Source organism: uncultured Piscinibacter sp., assembly GCF_937952055.1.
GTDB lineage: Bacteria > Pseudomonadota > Gammaproteobacteria > Burkholderiales > Burkholderiaceae_C > Piscinibacter.
Genome location: NZ_CALFYO010000021.1, coordinates 241,354 through 257,601 on the forward strand (window position 1 = coordinate 241,354; position 16,248 = coordinate 257,601).

The 16,248-nt window shown below is 63.7% G+C and carries 20 protein-coding genes and 1 pseudogene; 12 read left to right on the forward strand and 9 right to left on the reverse strand.

Features of this window, described 5'->3' with window-relative positions:
• Positions 1–5: 5 nt before the first annotated feature.
• Positions 6–962 (reverse strand): MBL fold metallo-hydrolase, encoded by a 957-nt coding sequence (locus Q0599_RS15420; RefSeq protein ID WP_298831053.1) that lies wholly within the window; start codon positions 960–962, stop codon positions 6–8.
• Positions 963–1,081: 119 nt separating this feature from the next.
• Between Q0599_RS15420 and Q0599_RS15425 the strand changes: the two genes are divergently transcribed.
• The 8 genes from Q0599_RS15425 (at position 1,082) to Q0599_RS26205 (ending at position 8,220) form a co-directional block, all read left to right on the forward strand.
• A complete protein-coding gene (locus tag Q0599_RS15425) occupies positions 1,082–1,900 on the forward strand; it encodes an IclR family transcriptional regulator (protein ID WP_298831055.1) in 819 nt (272 codons plus the stop codon).
• 10 nt (positions 1,901–1,910) lie between these two features.
• Positions 1,911–3,368, forward strand: coding sequence for an APC family permease (locus tag Q0599_RS15430; RefSeq protein ID WP_298831058.1), 1,458 nt, complete (start codon positions 1,911–1,913; stop codon positions 3,366–3,368).
• Between the two features lie 577 nt (positions 3,369–3,945).
• On the forward strand, positions 3,946–4,146 hold the full coding sequence (locus tag Q0599_RS15435) for a hypothetical protein (RefSeq protein WP_298831061.1): 201 nt from the start codon (positions 3,946–3,948) through the stop codon (positions 4,144–4,146).
• A gap of 491 nt (positions 4,147–4,637) precedes the next feature.
• The gene (locus Q0599_RS15440) at positions 4,638–5,114 is read left to right on the forward strand and encodes a hypothetical protein (protein WP_298831063.1); all 477 of its coding nucleotides are present in this window, start codon (positions 4,638–4,640) and stop codon (positions 5,112–5,114) included.
• Between the two features lie 169 nt (positions 5,115–5,283).
• Positions 5,284–5,706, forward strand: a complete 423-nt coding sequence (locus Q0599_RS15445; protein ID WP_298831065.1) for a DUF2267 domain-containing protein — start codon at positions 5,284–5,286, stop codon at positions 5,704–5,706.
• A gap of 743 nt (positions 5,707–6,449) precedes the next feature.
• Positions 6,450–6,878 carry a PACE efflux transporter gene (locus tag Q0599_RS15450; protein ID WP_298831067.1) on the forward strand — a complete coding sequence of 143 codons (429 nt, stop codon included), beginning with the start codon at positions 6,450–6,452 and terminating at the stop codon, positions 6,876–6,878.
• A gap of 132 nt (positions 6,879–7,010) precedes the next feature.
• Positions 7,011–7,517 carry a DUF1643 domain-containing protein gene (locus Q0599_RS15455; RefSeq protein WP_298831070.1) on the forward strand — a complete coding sequence of 169 codons (507 nt, stop codon included), beginning with the start codon at positions 7,011–7,013 and terminating at the stop codon, positions 7,515–7,517.
• Positions 7,518–7,662: 145 nt separating this feature from the next.
• Positions 7,663–8,220, forward strand: a complete 558-nt coding sequence (locus tag Q0599_RS26205) for an HNH endonuclease (RefSeq protein ID WP_367180956.1) — start codon at positions 7,663–7,665, stop codon at positions 8,218–8,220.
• Between the two features lie 169 nt (positions 8,221–8,389).
• Here Q0599_RS26205 and Q0599_RS15465 read toward each other — a convergent pair whose 3' ends face one another.
• A complete protein-coding gene (locus Q0599_RS15465; protein WP_298831074.1) occupies positions 8,390–8,764 on the reverse strand; it encodes a hypothetical protein in 375 nt (124 codons plus the stop codon).
• 487 nt (positions 8,765–9,251) lie between these two features.
• Here Q0599_RS15465 and Q0599_RS15470 point away from each other — a divergent pair, with 487 nt between their 5' ends.
• The 4 genes from Q0599_RS15470 to Q0599_RS15485 all read left to right on the forward strand — a co-directional run bounded on the left by Q0599_RS15470 (position 9,252) and on the right by Q0599_RS15485 (position 13,173).
• Positions 9,252–9,779, forward strand: coding sequence for a hypothetical protein (locus tag Q0599_RS15470; RefSeq protein ID WP_298831076.1), 528 nt, complete (start codon positions 9,252–9,254; stop codon positions 9,777–9,779).
• 868 nt (positions 9,780–10,647) lie between these two features.
• Positions 10,648–10,977, forward strand: coding sequence for a hypothetical protein (locus Q0599_RS15475; RefSeq protein ID WP_298831078.1), 330 nt, complete (start codon positions 10,648–10,650; stop codon positions 10,975–10,977).
• 372 nt (positions 10,978–11,349) lie between these two features.
• Entirely contained in the window at positions 11,350–11,754 is a 405-nt protein-coding gene (locus tag Q0599_RS15480; RefSeq protein ID WP_298831081.1) for a polyhydroxyalkanoate granule-associated phasin, read from the forward strand.
• Between the two features lie 957 nt (positions 11,755–12,711).
• Positions 12,712–13,173, forward strand: a complete 462-nt coding sequence (locus Q0599_RS15485) for a hypothetical protein (RefSeq protein ID WP_298831083.1) — start codon at positions 12,712–12,714, stop codon at positions 13,171–13,173.
• Positions 13,174–13,330: 157 nt separating this feature from the next.
• On the opposite strand, the gene Q0599_RS15490 is transcribed toward Q0599_RS15485, so the two are convergent.
• The 7 genes and pseudogenes from Q0599_RS15490 to Q0599_RS15520 form a co-directional block, all read right to left on the reverse strand.
• Entirely contained in the window at positions 13,331–13,570 is a 240-nt protein-coding gene (locus Q0599_RS15490; protein ID WP_298831086.1) for a hypothetical protein, read from the reverse strand.
• Positions 13,571–13,580: 10 nt separating this feature from the next.
• Positions 13,581–14,099, reverse strand: coding sequence for a hypothetical protein (locus tag Q0599_RS15495; protein ID WP_367180967.1), 519 nt, complete (start codon positions 14,097–14,099; stop codon positions 13,581–13,583).
• Positions 14,100–14,103: 4 nt separating this feature from the next.
• Positions 14,104–14,544: a hypothetical protein gene (locus Q0599_RS15500; protein ID WP_298831092.1), complete on the reverse strand. Its 441-nt coding sequence runs from the start codon at positions 14,542–14,544 to the stop codon at positions 14,104–14,106.
• Positions 14,541–15,011: a hypothetical protein gene (locus Q0599_RS15505; protein ID WP_298831095.1), complete on the reverse strand. Its 471-nt coding sequence runs from the start codon at positions 15,009–15,011 to the stop codon at positions 14,541–14,543. The genes Q0599_RS15500 and Q0599_RS15505 overlap by 4 nt, the downstream gene beginning before the upstream one ends.
• The gene (locus Q0599_RS15510) at positions 15,004–15,465 is read right to left on the reverse strand and encodes a hypothetical protein (protein ID WP_298831098.1); all 462 of its coding nucleotides are present in this window, start codon (positions 15,463–15,465) and stop codon (positions 15,004–15,006) included. The genes Q0599_RS15505 and Q0599_RS15510 overlap by 8 nt, the downstream gene beginning before the upstream one ends.
• A complete protein-coding gene (locus Q0599_RS15515; protein ID WP_298831101.1) occupies positions 15,462–15,671 on the reverse strand; it encodes a hypothetical protein in 210 nt (69 codons plus the stop codon). The genes Q0599_RS15510 and Q0599_RS15515 overlap by 4 nt, the downstream gene beginning before the upstream one ends.
• Positions 15,668–16,138, reverse strand: a pseudogene (locus Q0599_RS15520) (crossover junction endodeoxyribonuclease RuvC). Before Q0599_RS15520 ends, Q0599_RS15515 begins: the two are co-directional and overlap by 4 nt.
• Positions 16,139–16,248 lie beyond the last annotated feature (110 nt).

Consider the following 16,248-nt stretch of genomic DNA (forward strand, 5'->3'; position numbering starts at 1 on the left):
TGCCCTCAGCTCTCCAGTGCTTCCCACATCTGCCGGTCGCGTTCGGCCGTCCAGATGCGTGGGTCCGCGTACTGCGTGGCCTCGTCGAAGCAGCGCGTCACGTCAAAGGGCATGCAGTGGTCGAAGATCACCCAGTGCCCGTACTTGGGCTTGAGCGCGGCGTAGGTGGCCTTGTAGACGGCGTTGAGGTCCTTGCCCTCGGCGACACCAGCCTTCACGCTGGCCCACACGTCGCTGATGAAGGCACGCGTGCCGGCCAGGCCCGCAGCCACCTGCTCGGGCGAGGTCAGTGCCGCGCCGCGGCCCGGCACCAGCGCGCGCGGCTGCAGCGCGGCGATGTTGTCCAGCGTCGCCGGCCAGTCCTGGAAGTAGGCATCGCCCGCGTAGGGCGTGGCGTCGAACTCGACCAGATCGCCGCTGAACAGGATCTTCTCCTGCGGCAGCCAGGCCACCGTGTCGCCCTTGGTGTGCCCGCGGCCGAGCTGGATCAGCTGCACCTCCAGCTTGCCCAGCCAGATTGACATCCGGCCGCTGAAGGTGATGGTCGGCCAGGTCAGGCCCGGCGGCACGCTCTCGACGTTGCGGAACAGGCGCGGGAACCGGCCGATCTCGCTGGCCTTGTCCTGCTCGCCGCGCTCGACGATGAGGTCGTAGGTGTCGCGGCTGGCGATGATGTGCTCGGGCCGGTAGCCGGAGGCGCCGAGCACGCGCACCGCGTGGTAGTGGCTGAGCACGACGTACCTGATGGGCTTGTCGGTCACCTCGCGGATGCGGCGGATCACGTCCTGCGCCATCACCGGCGTGGCCTGGGTGTCGAGCACCATCACCGCATCGTCGCCGACGATCACGCCGGTGTTCGGGTCGCCTTCGGCGGTGTAGGCATAGGCATGGTCGGACAGCTTGGTGAAGGTGACCTGCTTTTCTTCCAGGTCGGCCTGGCTGGCGAACGCCTTGCTGCTCATGGGGGTCTCCGGGTCGGGTTCGTGGGCTAGTTTGTCATCTGCAAACTTATTTGCGGAGAATAGCCCACGCTGGGATAGACTGTCAAATGCGTTCGCCATACGCAAACAAGCCCTCTGCCATGCCATACACCCCGGCCCTGAGCGCCAATGACAACGGCGAAGACCGCGCCCAGCGGGCGGTGCAGTCCGTCGAGGTCGGTGGCCGCCTGTTGCTGGCGCTGGCCGACAGCCCCGGGCCGCTGGGGTTGAAGGATCTCTCCGCGCGCGCCGGGCTGACGCCTTCGCGCGCCCACCCCTATCTGGTGAGCTACGGCCGCCTCGGCCTCGTCGAGCAGGACGTCGCCAGCGGCCGCTACGCACTCGGTCCGGCGGCGCTGCGCATCGGCCTGGCCTGCCTGCACCAGTTCGACCCGCTGCAGGCCGCCGAGCCGGTGGCCCGCGAGCTGGCCGCGCGCACCGGCCATGCGGTGGCGCTGGCGGTGTGGGGCAATTTCGGGCCGACGGTGGTGCGGCTGATCGAGGCGCGCCAGCCCCTTCACGTGGCCATCCGTGTCGGCAGCGTGATGTCGCCCTTCGACACCGCCACCGGCCGAGCCTTCGCAGCCGCCATGCCGCGCGAGCGGCTCGCGCATGCCGTGGCCGGACCGCTGGGCGAACTCGCGCCCAGGCGTCTGGTCGAGCACGAGGCCGAACTGGCGCAGATCGAGCAGGACTACCGGCGCCATGGCCTGGCGCGGGCGGTGGGCCGGCCCATCCCCGGTGTGAACGCCTTCAGTGCGGCGGCCTTCGACCACGAGGGCACGGCGGCGATCGTGATCACCGCGCTGGACCACCAGGATCGTTTCAACAGCGCCTGGAACGGCCCCGACGCGCAGGCGGTGCGCGAGGCCGCAGCCGCCATCACGCATCGGCTCGGCGGCCCTGGGCAGCGTGCCTGAAGGACCGGTCTTGAATCTCGCCGAGCGCACGAACGCGCATCTGGCGAACGGGGTCGTGGGCCTGCCCACCGCGCTGGCCACGACCATCGGCCTGGTGATGGCCAGCCCGGTCATCCTCACGGCCACCACCGGCTTCTCGATCGGCGGCAGCAGCTTCGTGGTCGCGATGGTCATCGCCCTGGTTCTGATGGCGATGCAGGCGATGACCTTCGCCGAGGCCGCCACGATGATGCCCACCACGGGATCGGTGTACGACTACATCGCCTGCGGGCTCGGCCGCGTTGCCGCGATCACCGGCACGCTGGCGGCCTACCTGCTGGTGCACGTGTTCGCCGGCACGGCAGAGACCATCCTCAGCGGCGTGATGGCCACAGTGAACTTCGATGCGTTGCATCGGATCCTCGTCGCGCACGACGCCACCTGGGCGGTCGGGGTCGGCCTCGTGCTGATCTTCGCCACGCTGAACTGGTTCGGCATCTCGGTCTTCGCCAAGGTGGAGATCGTGCTGACGGCCGGCATGTGGCTGACGCTGATGATCTTCGCTGTCGGCGCGCTGCTGCGCGAGCCGCAGGCCGAGATCCAGGGCTTGTTCGGGGCCTCGCAAGTGGGTACCGACAGCCATGCCGTGATGTCGCTGGTGGGCATGGCGATGTTCATGTTCCTAGGCATCGAGTTCGTCACGCCGCTCGCGCCGGAACTTCGCCAGGCGCAGCGCAACCTGCCGCGTGCCATGCTGCTCGGTCTGATGCTGGTGTGGCTGTGCATGCTGCTGTGGGGCACGGCAATGGCCCGGCAGGTGCCCAACGTGTCGGTGGCGGCCGACGGCTCGGTGCACCTGCTGGAGACGCCGGGTGCCATCCCACAGCTCGCGACGGCGGTGATGGGCCCGTTCGGGCGACTATGGCTCGGCATCGCCTTCCTGCTCGCCGGCGCGGCGACGATCAATACGCTGATGGCCGCGTTGCCGCGCATCTTCCGCGGCATGGCTCGCGACGGCGCCCTGCCCGCGGTGTTCGCGAGGCTGCACCCCAGGTACCGCAGCCCGGTGGTGGGCATCGTCGTGAGCGCGGCCATCCCCATCGTCCACACCCTGCTGATCCGCGGCGACCTCGACCGCATCATGCCGCTGGTGCTCGCCGCGGTGTGCTCGTGGGGCGTGGCCTACCTGCTCATCAACCTGTCGATCATCGTGCTGCGTCTGCGCCGACCCGACCTGCCGCGCGCCTTCCGCGCGCCGTGGTTCCCGCTGCCGCAGTTGCTGGCCTCGGCGGGCATCGTCGCTGCCGTCTGGCTCATCACGCCGCCGACGATGAACGCCGAGGACATCTACGGGCCGTTCGGAGCCATGCTCGCGCTGGCCCTGGCCTATGCGATGGTGTGGACGTTGCTGGTCAAGCGACTGCCGGGCTTCACGCCGGTGCCGGTGGAACAGGTGCTGGCACGGGAGTTCGAGCGCGACAGCGATTGAGCGCCGCATCGCGCAGTGTCATGCCGGACGTGTCAGGTCAGACCGCGACGGTCGCATGCCGCGCGGAAGTGGGCTGGGGTCAATCCAACATTCGGCGCCAGGCCGCATGAATCTTTGGTGCTTTTGAGTTCGCCTGTTGCGGTTACCCCAATAGTTACCCCTAGCGCTGCTTGGCGAGGCTCTGCAAGCTCATGCCGTGAGCTTCCCGCGGGCCAGACTCGGGCACATGGAACCCGAGATGCACGCCCGCCCGAACCGGCCGGCCTGGCGCCGCTGCGAGTGCTGCTCGCACGTCGACATGATCCACAGGCCGGGCGGCTACTCGGTGGGTTGCCTCCACCCTCGCGCGCTCTACGGACAGGCCGGCCAGGGGAAGACATGCTGCGGCTTTGAGCGGGAGCCAGGCTCTGACGATGAGTTCGACCGGCTGCCGCCGCTAGTCGGCTGCTGAGGCGACTAAGAGGAACAAGGTCAGCGTGCGGACCATCTACGCTCGGCGCAACCACTTCTGCGAGCTTGCCCCGTTTGACATCAAACGCCGTCGCCCCTTTGAAGCCGTGAACGAGCGGCTGAAGGGGTGCTGGCTGAGAGCACGCCGATCGTATCCCGGCAGCGGAGCCTGATCGCGATTCGTATTCCCGCGGCAGACAAGAGCACCCGACAACTGCTGCTGGCCTGCGGCGCCGAATGGAAGCCGCGGGAGCGCCGCTGGCTGCTTCCCCACCTCGTCGCCAAGAACTTGCGCCTGCTGAAGAATCGGGTGCGCATGCCGGACTGAACCCGCATTGCGGCCAAAGCCATCTCAAGTCGGCCTGCCTCAGCTTGTTGGCAGCGACCTCAACGGGATGGAGTTGCCGAAATCACGTTAGGCCTCACCAGTACCGAATGCGGACTGCGACGACCCCGAAACAGCCGGCAATCCCTAGCCGGGTAGGGGGACCAGACTTTCCCGTAAGTAGTCGCCCAGAGGTTTGTTCGCCGCTTCAACCCTGGCGAGTCAAAATCTGAACATCAGGAGTTCGCATTCCCCGCACCGCGCGCACGTCAGCTTTGTTACGCTGCGCCCTACATCACGTTAGGCCCCAAGAAGCTTGCTTTGGGTCAAACGATCGGTTCCTCGCCTCGTCTTCCGCCACTTGTCATCCCTACGTTTATGGACGCACGGCGCTGGCATACGCTTCGATCGACGAGCAGACTTGGAAATTGCTGCCGCGCCGAGGCGAGGCACCTGCGCCTTGATCGCCTCGTTGGCAAGCACAGGAGCGAGCAATGTCCAAACGCGCACCGTCCATGCTGATGCTCAGCGCTATCAGCCTGATGCCCCAACTGGCTTTCTCCGGCGAGCACAACCTTGAATTCCGCCTCGTCGTTATTCCAGTGGAAGTCAAGAGCTTCGAGATTGCGAACATCGAAGGACAAAACGTCTCCCTTATGAAGATGGCCGGAGTGGCCTTCTTCAAGGATGGCCGGGTGGCAGCAAAGAACTTCGTTTTCAACATCGACTACAACAAAGGAACTGGCCCATTCTTCGGCTACAGCACTTACCAGTTCGAAGACGGCTCGACTATCACAGCCCGATTTGCCGGCAACCAGCGAGCCGGGCAGCCGACTCATGGGGAGTACACCGTTCTTTCCGGTACGGGCGCCTATGCAGGCGCAAAGGGCACTGGCGCGTTTGACGCCGTGCCGCATAAGCTGACTGGCGCGAACCTGCTAAACGGCAAGTTCTCTATCACCACGCCATAGGCACGCGTTGGGGCCTAACCCTTCGCTCGAGCCGACCCGCAACGGCAGGCCGCCTTGGCCGAGCGGCGGTGTACGCTTCGCTCATTTTCCGCCGCCCGGCCAAGCCGCCCTGCCGCCGCGGGCGGCTCAGCTCAAACGTTAGGGCGCATAGAACCGCCGGTTACTGCCGATGCCTGTTCCATCCGAGTATCAGCGTGCGTCACTCGACTTCGAGGCCTTCCTCGTCGACGCACGCGACTTTGCCGGCCTCGTCACCACGAACCAGGCCTACACAATGGTCGAGGGCGTCTTCCGCACATTTCGCTGCCGTCTCTCTATGGCAGAGGGTCTCGCCTTCGCCAACGTGCTTCCTCCCGTGCTCCGCGCGCTCTTCGTCGAGGACTGGGACACGTCTGCACCAGTCCAACCGTTTGCATCCCGCGAGACAATGACCGCCGAAGTTCAGGCACTGCGTGAGGCTCACAACTTCTCGCCGGCCAACGCTATTTCGAGCGTCGCTACTGCACTCAGGAAGCATGTCCAGCATGAACGGCTGGAGCAGGTACTCGCCAAGTTGCCTACCGGCGCCATCCAGTTCTGGGTGGCCGAGTAGCCACCAATCTTCATTGCCAGAGAATGCGCCCTAACCCTTCGCTCGAGCGGACTCGCACCGGCATGGCACTTGGCCCGCTTACCAGAGTGGTCCATCATCCGTACAGCGGGCCAAGCACCACACCGGCGCTCGCGCCTCAGCTCAAACGTTAGGCCTCACGAATCTTGAGCATCTCAAGCTACGCCCACCTGACATCCTGATTGTTGATGGGCTTGAGTCACTTGACGGCGGCTCCACCGGCATCGTGCCGCACAGTTGGAGCAAGAGCATCTCTGGAGGAGCCTTTATGAGTCGGCTTACTCTTCTGGCGCCATTGCTGTTCATTTCTGGCTGCGCTTCGTCAACTGCCAGCCTGCAATCTGCATCGTCAAGCGAGATCGGCTGCAAGCCGAGCGATATCTCGATCTCCGACTACAAACTGAACATGTACACATCCTCATGGACTGCTGCATGTAGCGGGAAGACGTACGTCTGCTCCGGCTCGGACACTCTCAAAGAGAGGGCAACCTGCAAGCAGGTTCAAAGCATGTAGGCACAGTCATTTGGTCGACTCGTGGCTAGTACGCAAAGGTGAGGCCTAACCCTTCGCTCGAGCGGGACCTCCACCGGCATGGCCCTTGGCCCGCGAGGCGCTGCCGGTCTATGCTCCGCCTCGCGGGCCAAGGGCCATCCCGGCTCCGGCCCCTCAGCTCAAACGTTAGGCCTCACGACACCTCACCCCTCTGGCGAATCCGAGCTTTCTCATGACACCCAAAACTCGGCGCGTAGTTCAAGCCGTGCTCTACGAAGTTTTCGCCATTGCCTTCGTTGGCCCGGTTCTAAGCGTCATCTTCGACGAGCCGCCTGCGTCAACCCTTGGTCTCGCGGTAGTTCTGTCCAGTATCGCTCTTGGGTGGAGTTACTTGTTCAACACAATCTTCGAGTACTGTGAGTCGCGTCAGGCGGTACGAGGCCGCACATTCACTCGGCGCCTCGCTCATGGCGTCGGCTTTGAAGGTGGTCTCACTGTCATCCTGGTTCCCGTCATGGCGCTATGGCTGAACACATCGCCTCTAAGCGCGTTCCTGGCGAACCTTGGTCTTCTGGCGTTCTTCTTCGTCTATGCCATCGCTTTCACTTGGGCCTTCGATCGAGTGTTCGGCCTTCCAACCTCAGCGGCGCCCGCTCAGTGAGGCCTAACCCTTCGCTGGAGCCGACTCGCACCGGCATGGCACTTGGCCCGCTTCCCGGAGTGGTCCATCATCCGTCCAGCGGGCCAAGCGCCACACCGGCGCTCGCGCCTCAGCTCAAACGTTAGGCCTCTGATGAAGACCGTCGAGCACATCGCGACAGTCAGTTCAATCGCGATCAAGTCCGATTGCGGAAGCTTCCGATTTGTCCTTAGTCGCACCTGGGACCAGAGTAAGCCTGTAGGCTCATTCCTCTGTGCAAACCCCTCGAAGGCGGACGAACTTCGGAACGACACCACTGTCTTCAAGTGCGGCAACCTAGCGATCAACTGGGGATGGGGTGGGTATCACGTCCTGAACCTTTATCCCAACTACTCGACGGATCCTGGCAAGGTCGTGCGGCACAGTGAAGCGGACGCGCTCAACGAACAACACGTACAAGCAGTTCTCGCGGCATCGAGCATCGTGGTTATCGCTTGCGGAAACGGGCATAGCAAGCGGCTTGCAGAACTGATCCGAAACCTTCCGCGAACGAAGCGCTACTGCCTTCGCCGAAACAAGGGAGGCGGCTACCTGCACCCGTCTCGCATCGAACCCGACGACTATCCGGCCCCGGTGCCCGTACCTGACGCAGAGGCCTAACCCTTCGCTCGAGCGGACCTCCACCGGCTAGGCACTTGGCCCGCGAGGCGCTCACTATCATCATGCTCCTCGCGGGCCAAGCGCCTACCCGGCGTCGGCCCTCTCAGCTCAAACGTTAGACGGCGCAAGCCACACCTTTGCACCAATGAAGCAACTTGATCGACTTCTATTCGAACAGGGCGGGGAGTGCTTTTTCTGCAAGCAGCCGCTGGCTAGAGCAGACGCGAGCATCGAACACTTGTTGGCACAAGCAAACGGGGGCAACAGCGCAGAGGAGAACGTAGTTGCGTGCTGTAAGGCGATCAATTCGCTTCTCAGCAACAAGCCACTCAAGGAGAAGTTCTCCATCATCCTGCGCCAGAAGCATGGTTTTCAGTGCCCAGCCAAGGCCGGAGCGCAAGAGCCGGCCAACACCCAACTCGCCCCAGTAGCCCAGGTAAGCCCACAGCACAAAGTACCCGTACACCCCAAGCCACCTGCAAAGCCCAGGTCACCGGCAACACCCAAGGCGTCAGCGGCGCAAAAGGCCCCAATCTCTTCAGCGGGAATCATTGCGCTCACTCGGCCCTCGCCGCCCATCACCACGGCGCCAGGTGTCACTCCGACTTTGGTGCACTGCCCGACCTGTCACCACACGGTCCCAGCAGCGGTTGGCCAGTCCGACTACGTTTGTCCGCACTGCAAGGGAGCCTTTCGCTACTAAGCAACCAGCGCCGCCTAACCGTTCGCTGGAGCCGACTCGCACCGGCATGGCACTTGGCCCGCTTCCCGGAGTGGTCCATCATCCGTCCAGCGGGCCAAGCGCCACACCGGCGCTCGCGCCTCAGCTCAAACGTTAGGCGCCCTACAACCCAAACGAGCCTTGCCGGCCTCTAGCTGCAGCCCGCAACAAGCTTGTTCTGCCACTTGCCCGGCCAAATCTTCTCGTCGAACTCCACTGCACCACCATATCGAAATTCTGCGACGGAACCCTGGTCGCGTGTCGTAACGTGCACGACTGCTGCCACGTACTTGTTGCCAGCCTCTTCAACAATCACAACGAGTGGCTCATCACCAGTATCGCGAATCTTTGAGCGAAACGCGCCAGCCCAAAGTAAGTTCTCGCCGTTCGCATCAATGCATCCAGCCAACCGCTTGGCGCTCAGTTTGCTCTCGAATCGCCCTGCGACCGATTGCTTAGCAATTTCCCCCGGAGATGCGCAGCCCACAAGCAACGCTCCAGCGAGAACAATCGACATCCACTTCACGTACAACTCCTAGTCACCAGAGAATCTTTATGCCCGGCGAGCTTACCGCACTAGTCGGCAACGGGCAGCTAGTACAAGCACAAGCGCGGGCGCCTAACCCTTCGCTGGAGCCGACTCGCACCGGCATGGCACTTGGCCCGCAAGGCGCTCGCTGTCATCATGCGCCTCGCGGGCCAAGCGCCACACCGGCGCTCGCGCCTCAGCTCAAACGTTAGGCAGCATCGGCTGAAGATGGCGCTTCGCCCCCTCTGCGACGCGGCCATGGGCCGCGAAGAAACGGCTACGAGTCGGGCTCGCTGTTCACGTCTTCTGCAACGCCAGGTTCGGCTGGTTCCACCCGCCCAGGCTCAATGTGGCTGGTGACCAACCTCCGTTCCGACCATTGACTTGCATCAAAGATGAGGGCGGAGTTCGGGGCGAAGGGGAGATCGTGTGTAGTGTTCTTTGCATAGGTACTTGGAGTTGGCTTATGAAGTCGTCGGTTCGAATGCTGATCGCCGTGCTTTGGCTTGCGGTTTCGACGGCACGAGGGGCTGAATCTGCAGAGCAAGAACCAGTCGGCGGCGTTCACCCTTGCGATCAGTATTCCAGTGCAATGGTCAACGTTCGCTACTACAAGGACTTGCTCGCAACTAGGAACCCCGAAGCAAGCGATGAACAGCGGGCGTTCCAGAAGAAATCTCTCGATCTGAACATCGCACGCGCCGCACGGGCAAAGGCGGTGTGCTTGGCTGGCAGCGATTCGTTGTCTCAAACTTTTCGGGATGAAGAAAAGCGCGCCCGTGAGGAGGAACGGCGCGAACGCAGCGCGCGCGACGAACGTGAACGACGATCGAAGCTGCCTGGCGTCCGCATAGGAATGACGGCGCTGCAGGTGGTCGAAGGATCGAATTGGGGAAGACCAAACTACACGCGGCGCCTGACGACCGCACAGGGTATTCGAGAGCAATGGGTGTACGGGGGAGGACGCTTCCTGTACTTCAGCGATGGCAAGCTAGTCGCCATTGAAGAGTAGAACACTCGAGTCTCGGAGCCGGACGGGTACTACCTCGCTCCACTTGCGCGGGCTCTCGCGGGGGCCGGGAAGCGCGAAGGCCCGCCGCGCGTCCCTGCGGGGGATACACAGCACCACGCCGGCATCTCTGACCCACAGCGCGGCGTGCTGCCTAACCCTTCGCTGGAGCGGGACCTCCACCGGCATGGCACTTGGCCCGCGAGGCGCTGCAGGTCTATGCTCCGCCTCGCGGGCCAAGCGCCATCCCGGCGTCGGCCCCTCAGCTCAAACGTTAGGCGTCAGATTTCACGTTTGACCGCTTGTCTACCGCATTTCACTCTTATTGCAGGTACGCTCCCTCACGTGCGCCAGATCGCACGATTTCATAACTTGGGAGAAACCTTTGAATACTCCAACTTGCGCTCTTGCAGCGTTCGCCGTCGCATGGCTCTTGTCCGCTTGCGGTGGCGGCGGAAGTGATTCACGGACGCTCGTCGATGAGCAAAAGGTCATCGCGGAGGGCGTACAGCTTTCATATGCCCTCGGTGCAGGCACTTACCATGCGTCGATCACTTCATCAAACAACGGCGTAGTTGTCTCTTGGCCAGGCGGTTCGAGTTGCGCGACCAGCGCTGAAACAAAGAGCTATGCAGGCTCTTGCACGCTCCCTTCAACTGGCCAACTGGTAATTCAGAATCCCAGCCTACTTGGCCTCGGCGGCGACGAAATCGTTACAGTGAAGGTTACCGAAGACTGACGCCTAACCCTTCGCTCGAGCCGACCCCCACCGGCTACGCGCTTGGGCCGCGAGGCGCTCGCTGACATCATGCACCTCGCGGCCCAAGCGCTTCACCGCCGGGGTCGGCTCAGCTCAAACGTTAGGCCGCACATGGAGGCGTCGCTCGTGCAGTCAGCAAAGATGGCAATCGTCGCTGCAACTGGTTTGTCCAGGGATGTATTGCACCTGCACATTGGCCTTGCCGCCTTCTTCTCTGTGGCCGCCATCACCCGTAGGTCGCTTGGATCTCTTGTCCCCTGGTTCGCGGTCGTTCTGCTCGCCTCAGTGGGCGAAGCATTGGATTGGCACGACGACGTTCGCAGCCTCGGGTACTGGCGTTGGGAGGCCAGCCTCCACGACCTTCTAAACACCGTCTTCTGGCCAACGGTGCTCCTGCTCGTCTACCGATTCAGTAGCCGCCCGTTCGGCCACCATCGGTGACTTGTGCCACATAGCTAGCGGTTGTGCACGCGGCACCGGAGGTATCAACCTTCCGGCACGCCTGAATCGAAGCCCAGAGAGTGCGGCCTAACCCTTCGCTCGAGAGGGACCTCCACCGGCAGGGCACCTTGGCCGCGAGGCGCTCGCTGTCTATCATTCGCCTCGCGGCCAAGGCACCCTTCCGGTGCCGGCCCCTCAGCTCAAACTCGGCAGACACAGGCGCCGTGGTGTTGTTGAGCAGAAGCCTGATCCCGCCTTCGTCCTGTCCGCACCTACCGAGCGCCCCGTACTGTGCGGGAAGTGGTCTTCGGAGCCCACGCCGCTACGACCTGTCTAGCGAGGTCTACAGTCCGCCTGCACCCAAGGGCCAACATGACCTCTCGCCGCAACTCCAAGTCCATCGCTGCCAAGACCGCTCAACTCTCGGTCGCCGTTCCCCAGGTTGTCTCCCATCGGGTCACGCGCATGGCTATCGCCGGTACGCCCATGTCAAAACGCGACCGCGAGGAGTTCAAGCGGATGGTGGACGAGAAGAAGGTGGCTTTCACCGAAGCGCTTGTTGCGATGGCCGCGCAAACAGCGCGCGCGAATCAGGCCCTGGCCATGTCCATGCTTCGCTCCTTCTGGTTTCCCTCGCTACGCAGAGGTCCGTCACCACTTGCACTCGCAGCGCAGTTGCAGGGCGCCGCTCTCGGCGTGCTCGCAAAGGGTATCGCGCCGGTCCATCGAAAGGCGGTAGCAAACGCGAAACGGCTCGCCAAGACGAAGCTTCGCTAAAGTGCTGCCTAACCCCTCGCTCGAGCGGACCGCCACCGGCAGAGCCGCCTGGCCCTCCCGGGGCCAGAGACTTATCGTCCCCTCCAGGGCCAGGCGCCTCTGCCGGCGGCGGCCCACTCAGCTCAAACGTTAGGGCGCAGTGGCACCGATCATCACTCTTGCTGATGCGAAACTGCCTCATCGCTTCATGCTGGGACCTCACTGTGACTCTGTGAGGTTCCTATGGCCGCTCGACTATTGATCGCACTACTTGCCTCATCTCTGACCGGATGCGCGTCTCAGCTCACAGCCTTCTACAACCGATCGGTCGTCAAGGACAACGTCGGCAGCTCGGTTGCGACGGTCTCACTGTCCGCGGATAGACGCACCGTACTGGTCGGATTGAACGGCGAGAACCAAGGGCGCTTCTGCGCCGAACCGCCCCCAGACTCGGCGACTGGCCTCAAGACCGATCTTGCAGCCTCTCTCAAGGCGAACGCGAGGTCTGGTAAGTTGAATGCGGAAGCGACTGCCGAGGGCAACGTCAACGATCGTGTCGAGAGTTCTGTGGTTCTGCTGGCGGAGAGAACTCCGGCGCTTGATGCATTTCGGACCGGTGTCTATGCACTATGCCAGTTTCATCTGAATGGTGCGGTCTCGGACGCAGAGGTGAGCGCGCTGTTCACTCGCTTGATTGAGGCGTACGAGTCCACAGCCAGTCGCGGTGCCCCAACGCAGAACACAACGGTCCCTGTCAAGACTGCGGCTGCGCCCTAACCCTTCGCTCGAGCTGGGACCTCCACCGGCCTAGCACTTGGCCCGCGAAGCGCTGCAGGTCTATGCTCCGCCTCGCGGGCCAAGCGCCATTCCGGCTCCGGCCCCTCAGCTCAAACGTTAGGCCGCTGAGGAAAACACCACGCGTAGTTGGTGGCAGGCGCCCATACACTGAACTTCTCACAATCGAGGAGAGAGAGTTCAATGTTTCAGCGCATCTCTATCGTTTCGGCCTGCATTGTATTCACGGGCTGTGCATCAGTAGTCAATGACTCAACCCACCCAATGAAGGTGGAAACCAAGACCGAGGCAGGACAAGTTGTCGCCGGAGCCGAGTGCAAACTCACCAACGACTACGGCAGCGTCTCGGTGAAGTCCGGTGATACCACTCAAGTTCGTCGGTCAAGCAAGGACTTGGACATCCTTTGCAAGCACCCGGAAAACCCGGATGCATCTGCACGTGCCATCTCCCGAGCAAACGCCGGAATGTTCGGCAACATCATTCTTGGCGGCGGCATTGGCGCGATCATTGACCACAACAAGGGGACAGCCTACACATACCCAACTTGGGTTCAGCTCGTGTACGGGAAGACGCTTGTTTTCGATCGTAGCGCCGAGAAGGAAGGTCAACCGACTCTTGGCACGGAACCCGTGCCGGCCAAATAGGCGGACAAACACAGCGGCCTAACCCTTCGCTGGAGCCGACTCGCACCGGCATGGCACTTGGCCCGCGAGCCAGTCATTCTTATCATCCGTCTCGCTGGCCAAGCGCCACACCGGCGCTCGCGCCTCAGCTCAAACGTTACCGTCCCATGCTGCACTCCTATCGGCAGCGAACTCGGCTCCTGAGCGCCATGCGCCCGTGGCGCACGACGATCTCGCGGTCCCAGCCCGGCAGGCCTTGTTCGCCGGCACATCCACAATGCTCGACGGGTGCCTCCACAGCGGTGGCGGCCGCGGCAGTTGCGATGACTTGCTTGTGATCCAGCGACTGACTGGCTGCCTGCTTCGTAGGCATGTTCTCGCCCTGCAGCTCGGCGACGTGCGCCGAAATGCTGCGCATCAGGTGGGCGTCACCCGGCAACGGTCGCGGCTTGGGCGCTGGCGTCGGTTCGGGCTTCTTGGTCTTTCGCATTGCGTTCTCGCCGCAACTGGACACCTTTGGCGAGCACGAAGGCGATCCTTCGCGCGAGGTCTATGCCTAGGTCCGGACTCTCGGGGGCGAATGGCCGAGCCTCCTCCGCTGGGGTGATGTGGCTGGCCACTAGTCGCTCGCTGAACTTGGCAGGGTTGAGCCTCGCGGCAGCCCACTGCCGAGCCTGGATGCGATTCTTCGCGCGGCTCACCTGTGCTGAATCGGCGGCTTGCTCGTCCGCGATGTCGATGGTCTGCTCGACGTAGAGCTGCGCCCGATCCAGCACCGCCAGGTCGAGCAACGCAGCGAACTCCGGGTGATCGCGGCGCCAGCGGAACACCGTGCGAACGGATGGCATGCCGCGACCCGTGCAGATGGTCTTGAGCGACTTGCCCTCGGCCGACCGCCAAGCGATCTCGACGCCGAGGTCTTCTGTGTAGATAGTCGGCCTCGCCATCACGTCACAGCCTCTTCGCGTCCCGCTGGGCGTAGAGGCGGCGCGCACGCAACTGCAGCGCAGGGTCAGCGAAGTAGCGCTGGCGGTCGTCGCGCATCAGCGTCTCGATCGCGGCGATCTGCGCCTCCAGGCTGCCGTCGCCCCTGTCGAACGTGGGCGCTCGCTGGGCCAGACCAAGCAAGGGGACTACCACGCGGGGGTCCTTCAACACTGCGCGTCCGTCATTGCCTCGAGCGTTGGCGATGCGCAAGGGGAGGTCATCGGGCAAGTTTCCTTCCGGGATCACACAGGGGTGCATGCTGCTCATCGACGCCTCGCTGCCGCGGGCCCGACAGTCGCGTTGTAGTGGTCGATCGCCAGCCGGCGCGCTCTCGTGGTCGATGATGCCGGACCTGCCCTTGGAGATCACGACGGACTCGCCGACGACGGGGTTGTCGCGAATCACCTGGCGCCTCGACGAATCGCCGGCAGGCGAAAGCACGATGCGGTAGTCGGGGGACAGGTATCGCCCAGCGGGACCAGGTCGTCCAGGGGCGACATCTCGACGCAAGCCGTCACCTTCAGGCGCACTCGCGCGGGGTCATCGTCTGCAACCAGGCCCTCGACCACACGCGGCGGCTTCCGCTCGGACTGGATGACGCGAACGTGGTCGTACAGCTTCATGCGCTGGCCGGCGGCCACCCAGACCTCCGGGCGCTCGAAGTCCTCCAGCTCGTACTCGGGACCCCCGTACACGACCCATTGTGCGTTGACAGTCTCCTGCAAGACGACGTGGCGCGGTCCCCCAGGGATGGCTCTGATCACGCGTTTCACGGGCTCCTCGGCCGGCTTGTGGCGAAACGGTGGGCCCGCGGTGGAAGGCGCGAGACCATCGGCAGGCCGATCGCCCTGCATGGTGGCTGCTTCAGACATGGGAGCCTTCAAGGGCTGTAGCGACGAAAGCCGATTGCATCAGCCCAGCAGGGAAAGACGCGTCCGTCGCTCCCTGCAGCGCGCGAACGACGCGGCGGATGGTCCTCTTGCTGGGTACTCGTTCCAGACCGAACACGTCCGGGCCGAGGTGAGAGATGCGGAGCCACACCGCGTTCACGGCCTGCGGCAAGTCCAGCCTCGCGAGCGGGACCACCTTGGCAGCCTCGGCGATTGCGTCATCGAAGCCCTGCTTTCGGGTTCGTGCGTTGCGGCGCCCACAGTCGGCGTTGCGCTTCGACGCGGCCACGGCCTGGTCGACGAGCGCCACGAGCACGAAGCGGCAGGCGACGTTGGAGCCCAGCAGGTCAGCCCTGATCCGTGCGTGATTCGCGCACAGAGTGGCCGTGTCGACGAGCTTCCCTCTGGGCATGATTCGGCACCGCGGCGCGGTCATTCCTCGATCGGCTCCACCTCTCGAGCCAGCGCTCGCCACAACGGGGCATGCTGGATGTCCAACATCGCGGCGCGGCGCGACTGCAGATCGTTCCTGCACCTCCAGCCGCGGATCGTGGCAGGCAGCCGCTGCAGCCGCTCGATCACGAGTCGGCCGGCCGGCGGGTCGACCAGCAGGCTGACGAGGAAAGCCCAGGCGTCGGTCATGCTCTGTGCGCCCCGGTCGCCAGCGCCCACGCCATGAGTGCGATCGCGTCGGCCTCGTTGTCGTCGCCGGGGTCCAGCCCCAGGGCGCGCACGGCCGCAATGACGCGCGACTTGTCAGCGTTTCCCGTGCCTGTCGCGAACTTCTTGATCGTCCCGACGCCCACACCCTGCTAGGGGATCTGATGGTGCTCGCACCAGGCGGTCAGCGTGGCGAGGAAGCCGCCGTAGACGTGCGCAGCATCGACGCCGGCATGGCGGCGTACCTCCTCGAAGTAGATGGCGGCGAAGTCTCCGGTGGCCTTCAACTCGGTCAGCCACTTGCGGAAGCGCAAGTAGCGCATTCCGCCACCCTCGAAGCGGCCGGGCTTGAAGTAGACGGTTCCGCTCAGGATGCGCCCCTCCACGTTCCGGAGCGCCCAGCCGGTCTTCGTGCCCAGGTCAAGAGCAAGGATGCTCCCGCAGGGGATGGGGTCGGGTGACAAAACCTCGGCGTCAAGCACGAGACTCTCCGTCGCATGTCTTGTGGTCCCGCCGATAGCTTCTGCCCCCTCTGGGAAACCGGGGAACCGGGAAACCG

Bases quoted from the DNA above. Each gene is read 5' to 3' on its own strand.
- Q0599_RS15480 (WP_298831081.1), top strand. From the start codon at position 11,350: ATGACCTCTCGCCGCAACTCCAAGTCCATCGCTGCCAAGACCGCTCAA.
- Q0599_RS15515 (WP_298831101.1), bottom strand. From the start codon at position 15,671: ATGACCGACGCCTGGGCTTTCCTCGTCAGCCTGCTGGTCGACCCGCCG.
- Q0599_RS15485 (WP_298831083.1), top strand. From the start codon at position 12,712: ATGTTTCAGCGCATCTCTATCGTTTCGGCCTGCATTGTATTCACGGGC.
- Q0599_RS15450 (WP_298831067.1), top strand. From the start codon at position 6,450: ATGACACCCAAAACTCGGCGCGTAGTTCAAGCCGTGCTCTACGAAGTT.
- Q0599_RS15440 (WP_298831063.1), top strand. From the start codon at position 4,638: ATGTCCAAACGCGCACCGTCCATGCTGATGCTCAGCGCTATCAGCCTG.
- Q0599_RS15420 (WP_298831053.1), bottom strand. From the start codon at position 962: ATGAGCAGCAAGGCGTTCGCCAGCCAGGCCGACCTGGAAGAAAAGCAG.
- Q0599_RS15495 (WP_367180967.1), bottom strand. From the start codon at position 14,099: ATGGCGAGGCCGACTATCTACACAGAAGACCTCGGCGTCGAGATCGCT.
- Q0599_RS15505 (WP_298831095.1), bottom strand. From the start codon at position 15,011: ATGTCTGAAGCAGCCACCATGCAGGGCGATCGGCCTGCCGATGGTCTC.
- Q0599_RS15490 (WP_298831086.1), bottom strand. From the start codon at position 13,570: ATGCGCAGCATTTCGGCGCACGTCGCCGAGCTGCAGGGCGAGAACATG.
- Q0599_RS15445 (WP_298831065.1), top strand. From the start codon at position 5,284: ATGCCTGTTCCATCCGAGTATCAGCGTGCGTCACTCGACTTCGAGGCC.
- Q0599_RS15510 (WP_298831098.1), bottom strand. From the start codon at position 15,465: ATGACCGCGCCGCGGTGCCGAATCATGCCCAGAGGGAAGCTCGTCGAC.
- Q0599_RS26205 (WP_367180956.1), top strand. From the start codon at position 7,663: ATGAAGCAACTTGATCGACTTCTATTCGAACAGGGCGGGGAGTGCTTT.
- Q0599_RS15425 (WP_298831055.1), top strand. From the start codon at position 1,082: ATGCCATACACCCCGGCCCTGAGCGCCAATGACAACGGCGAAGACCGC.
- Q0599_RS15455 (WP_298831070.1), top strand. From the start codon at position 7,011: ATGAAGACCGTCGAGCACATCGCGACAGTCAGTTCAATCGCGATCAAG.
- Q0599_RS15475 (WP_298831078.1), top strand. From the start codon at position 10,648: ATGGAGGCGTCGCTCGTGCAGTCAGCAAAGATGGCAATCGTCGCTGCA.
- Q0599_RS15470 (WP_298831076.1), top strand. From the start codon at position 9,252: ATGCTGATCGCCGTGCTTTGGCTTGCGGTTTCGACGGCACGAGGGGCT.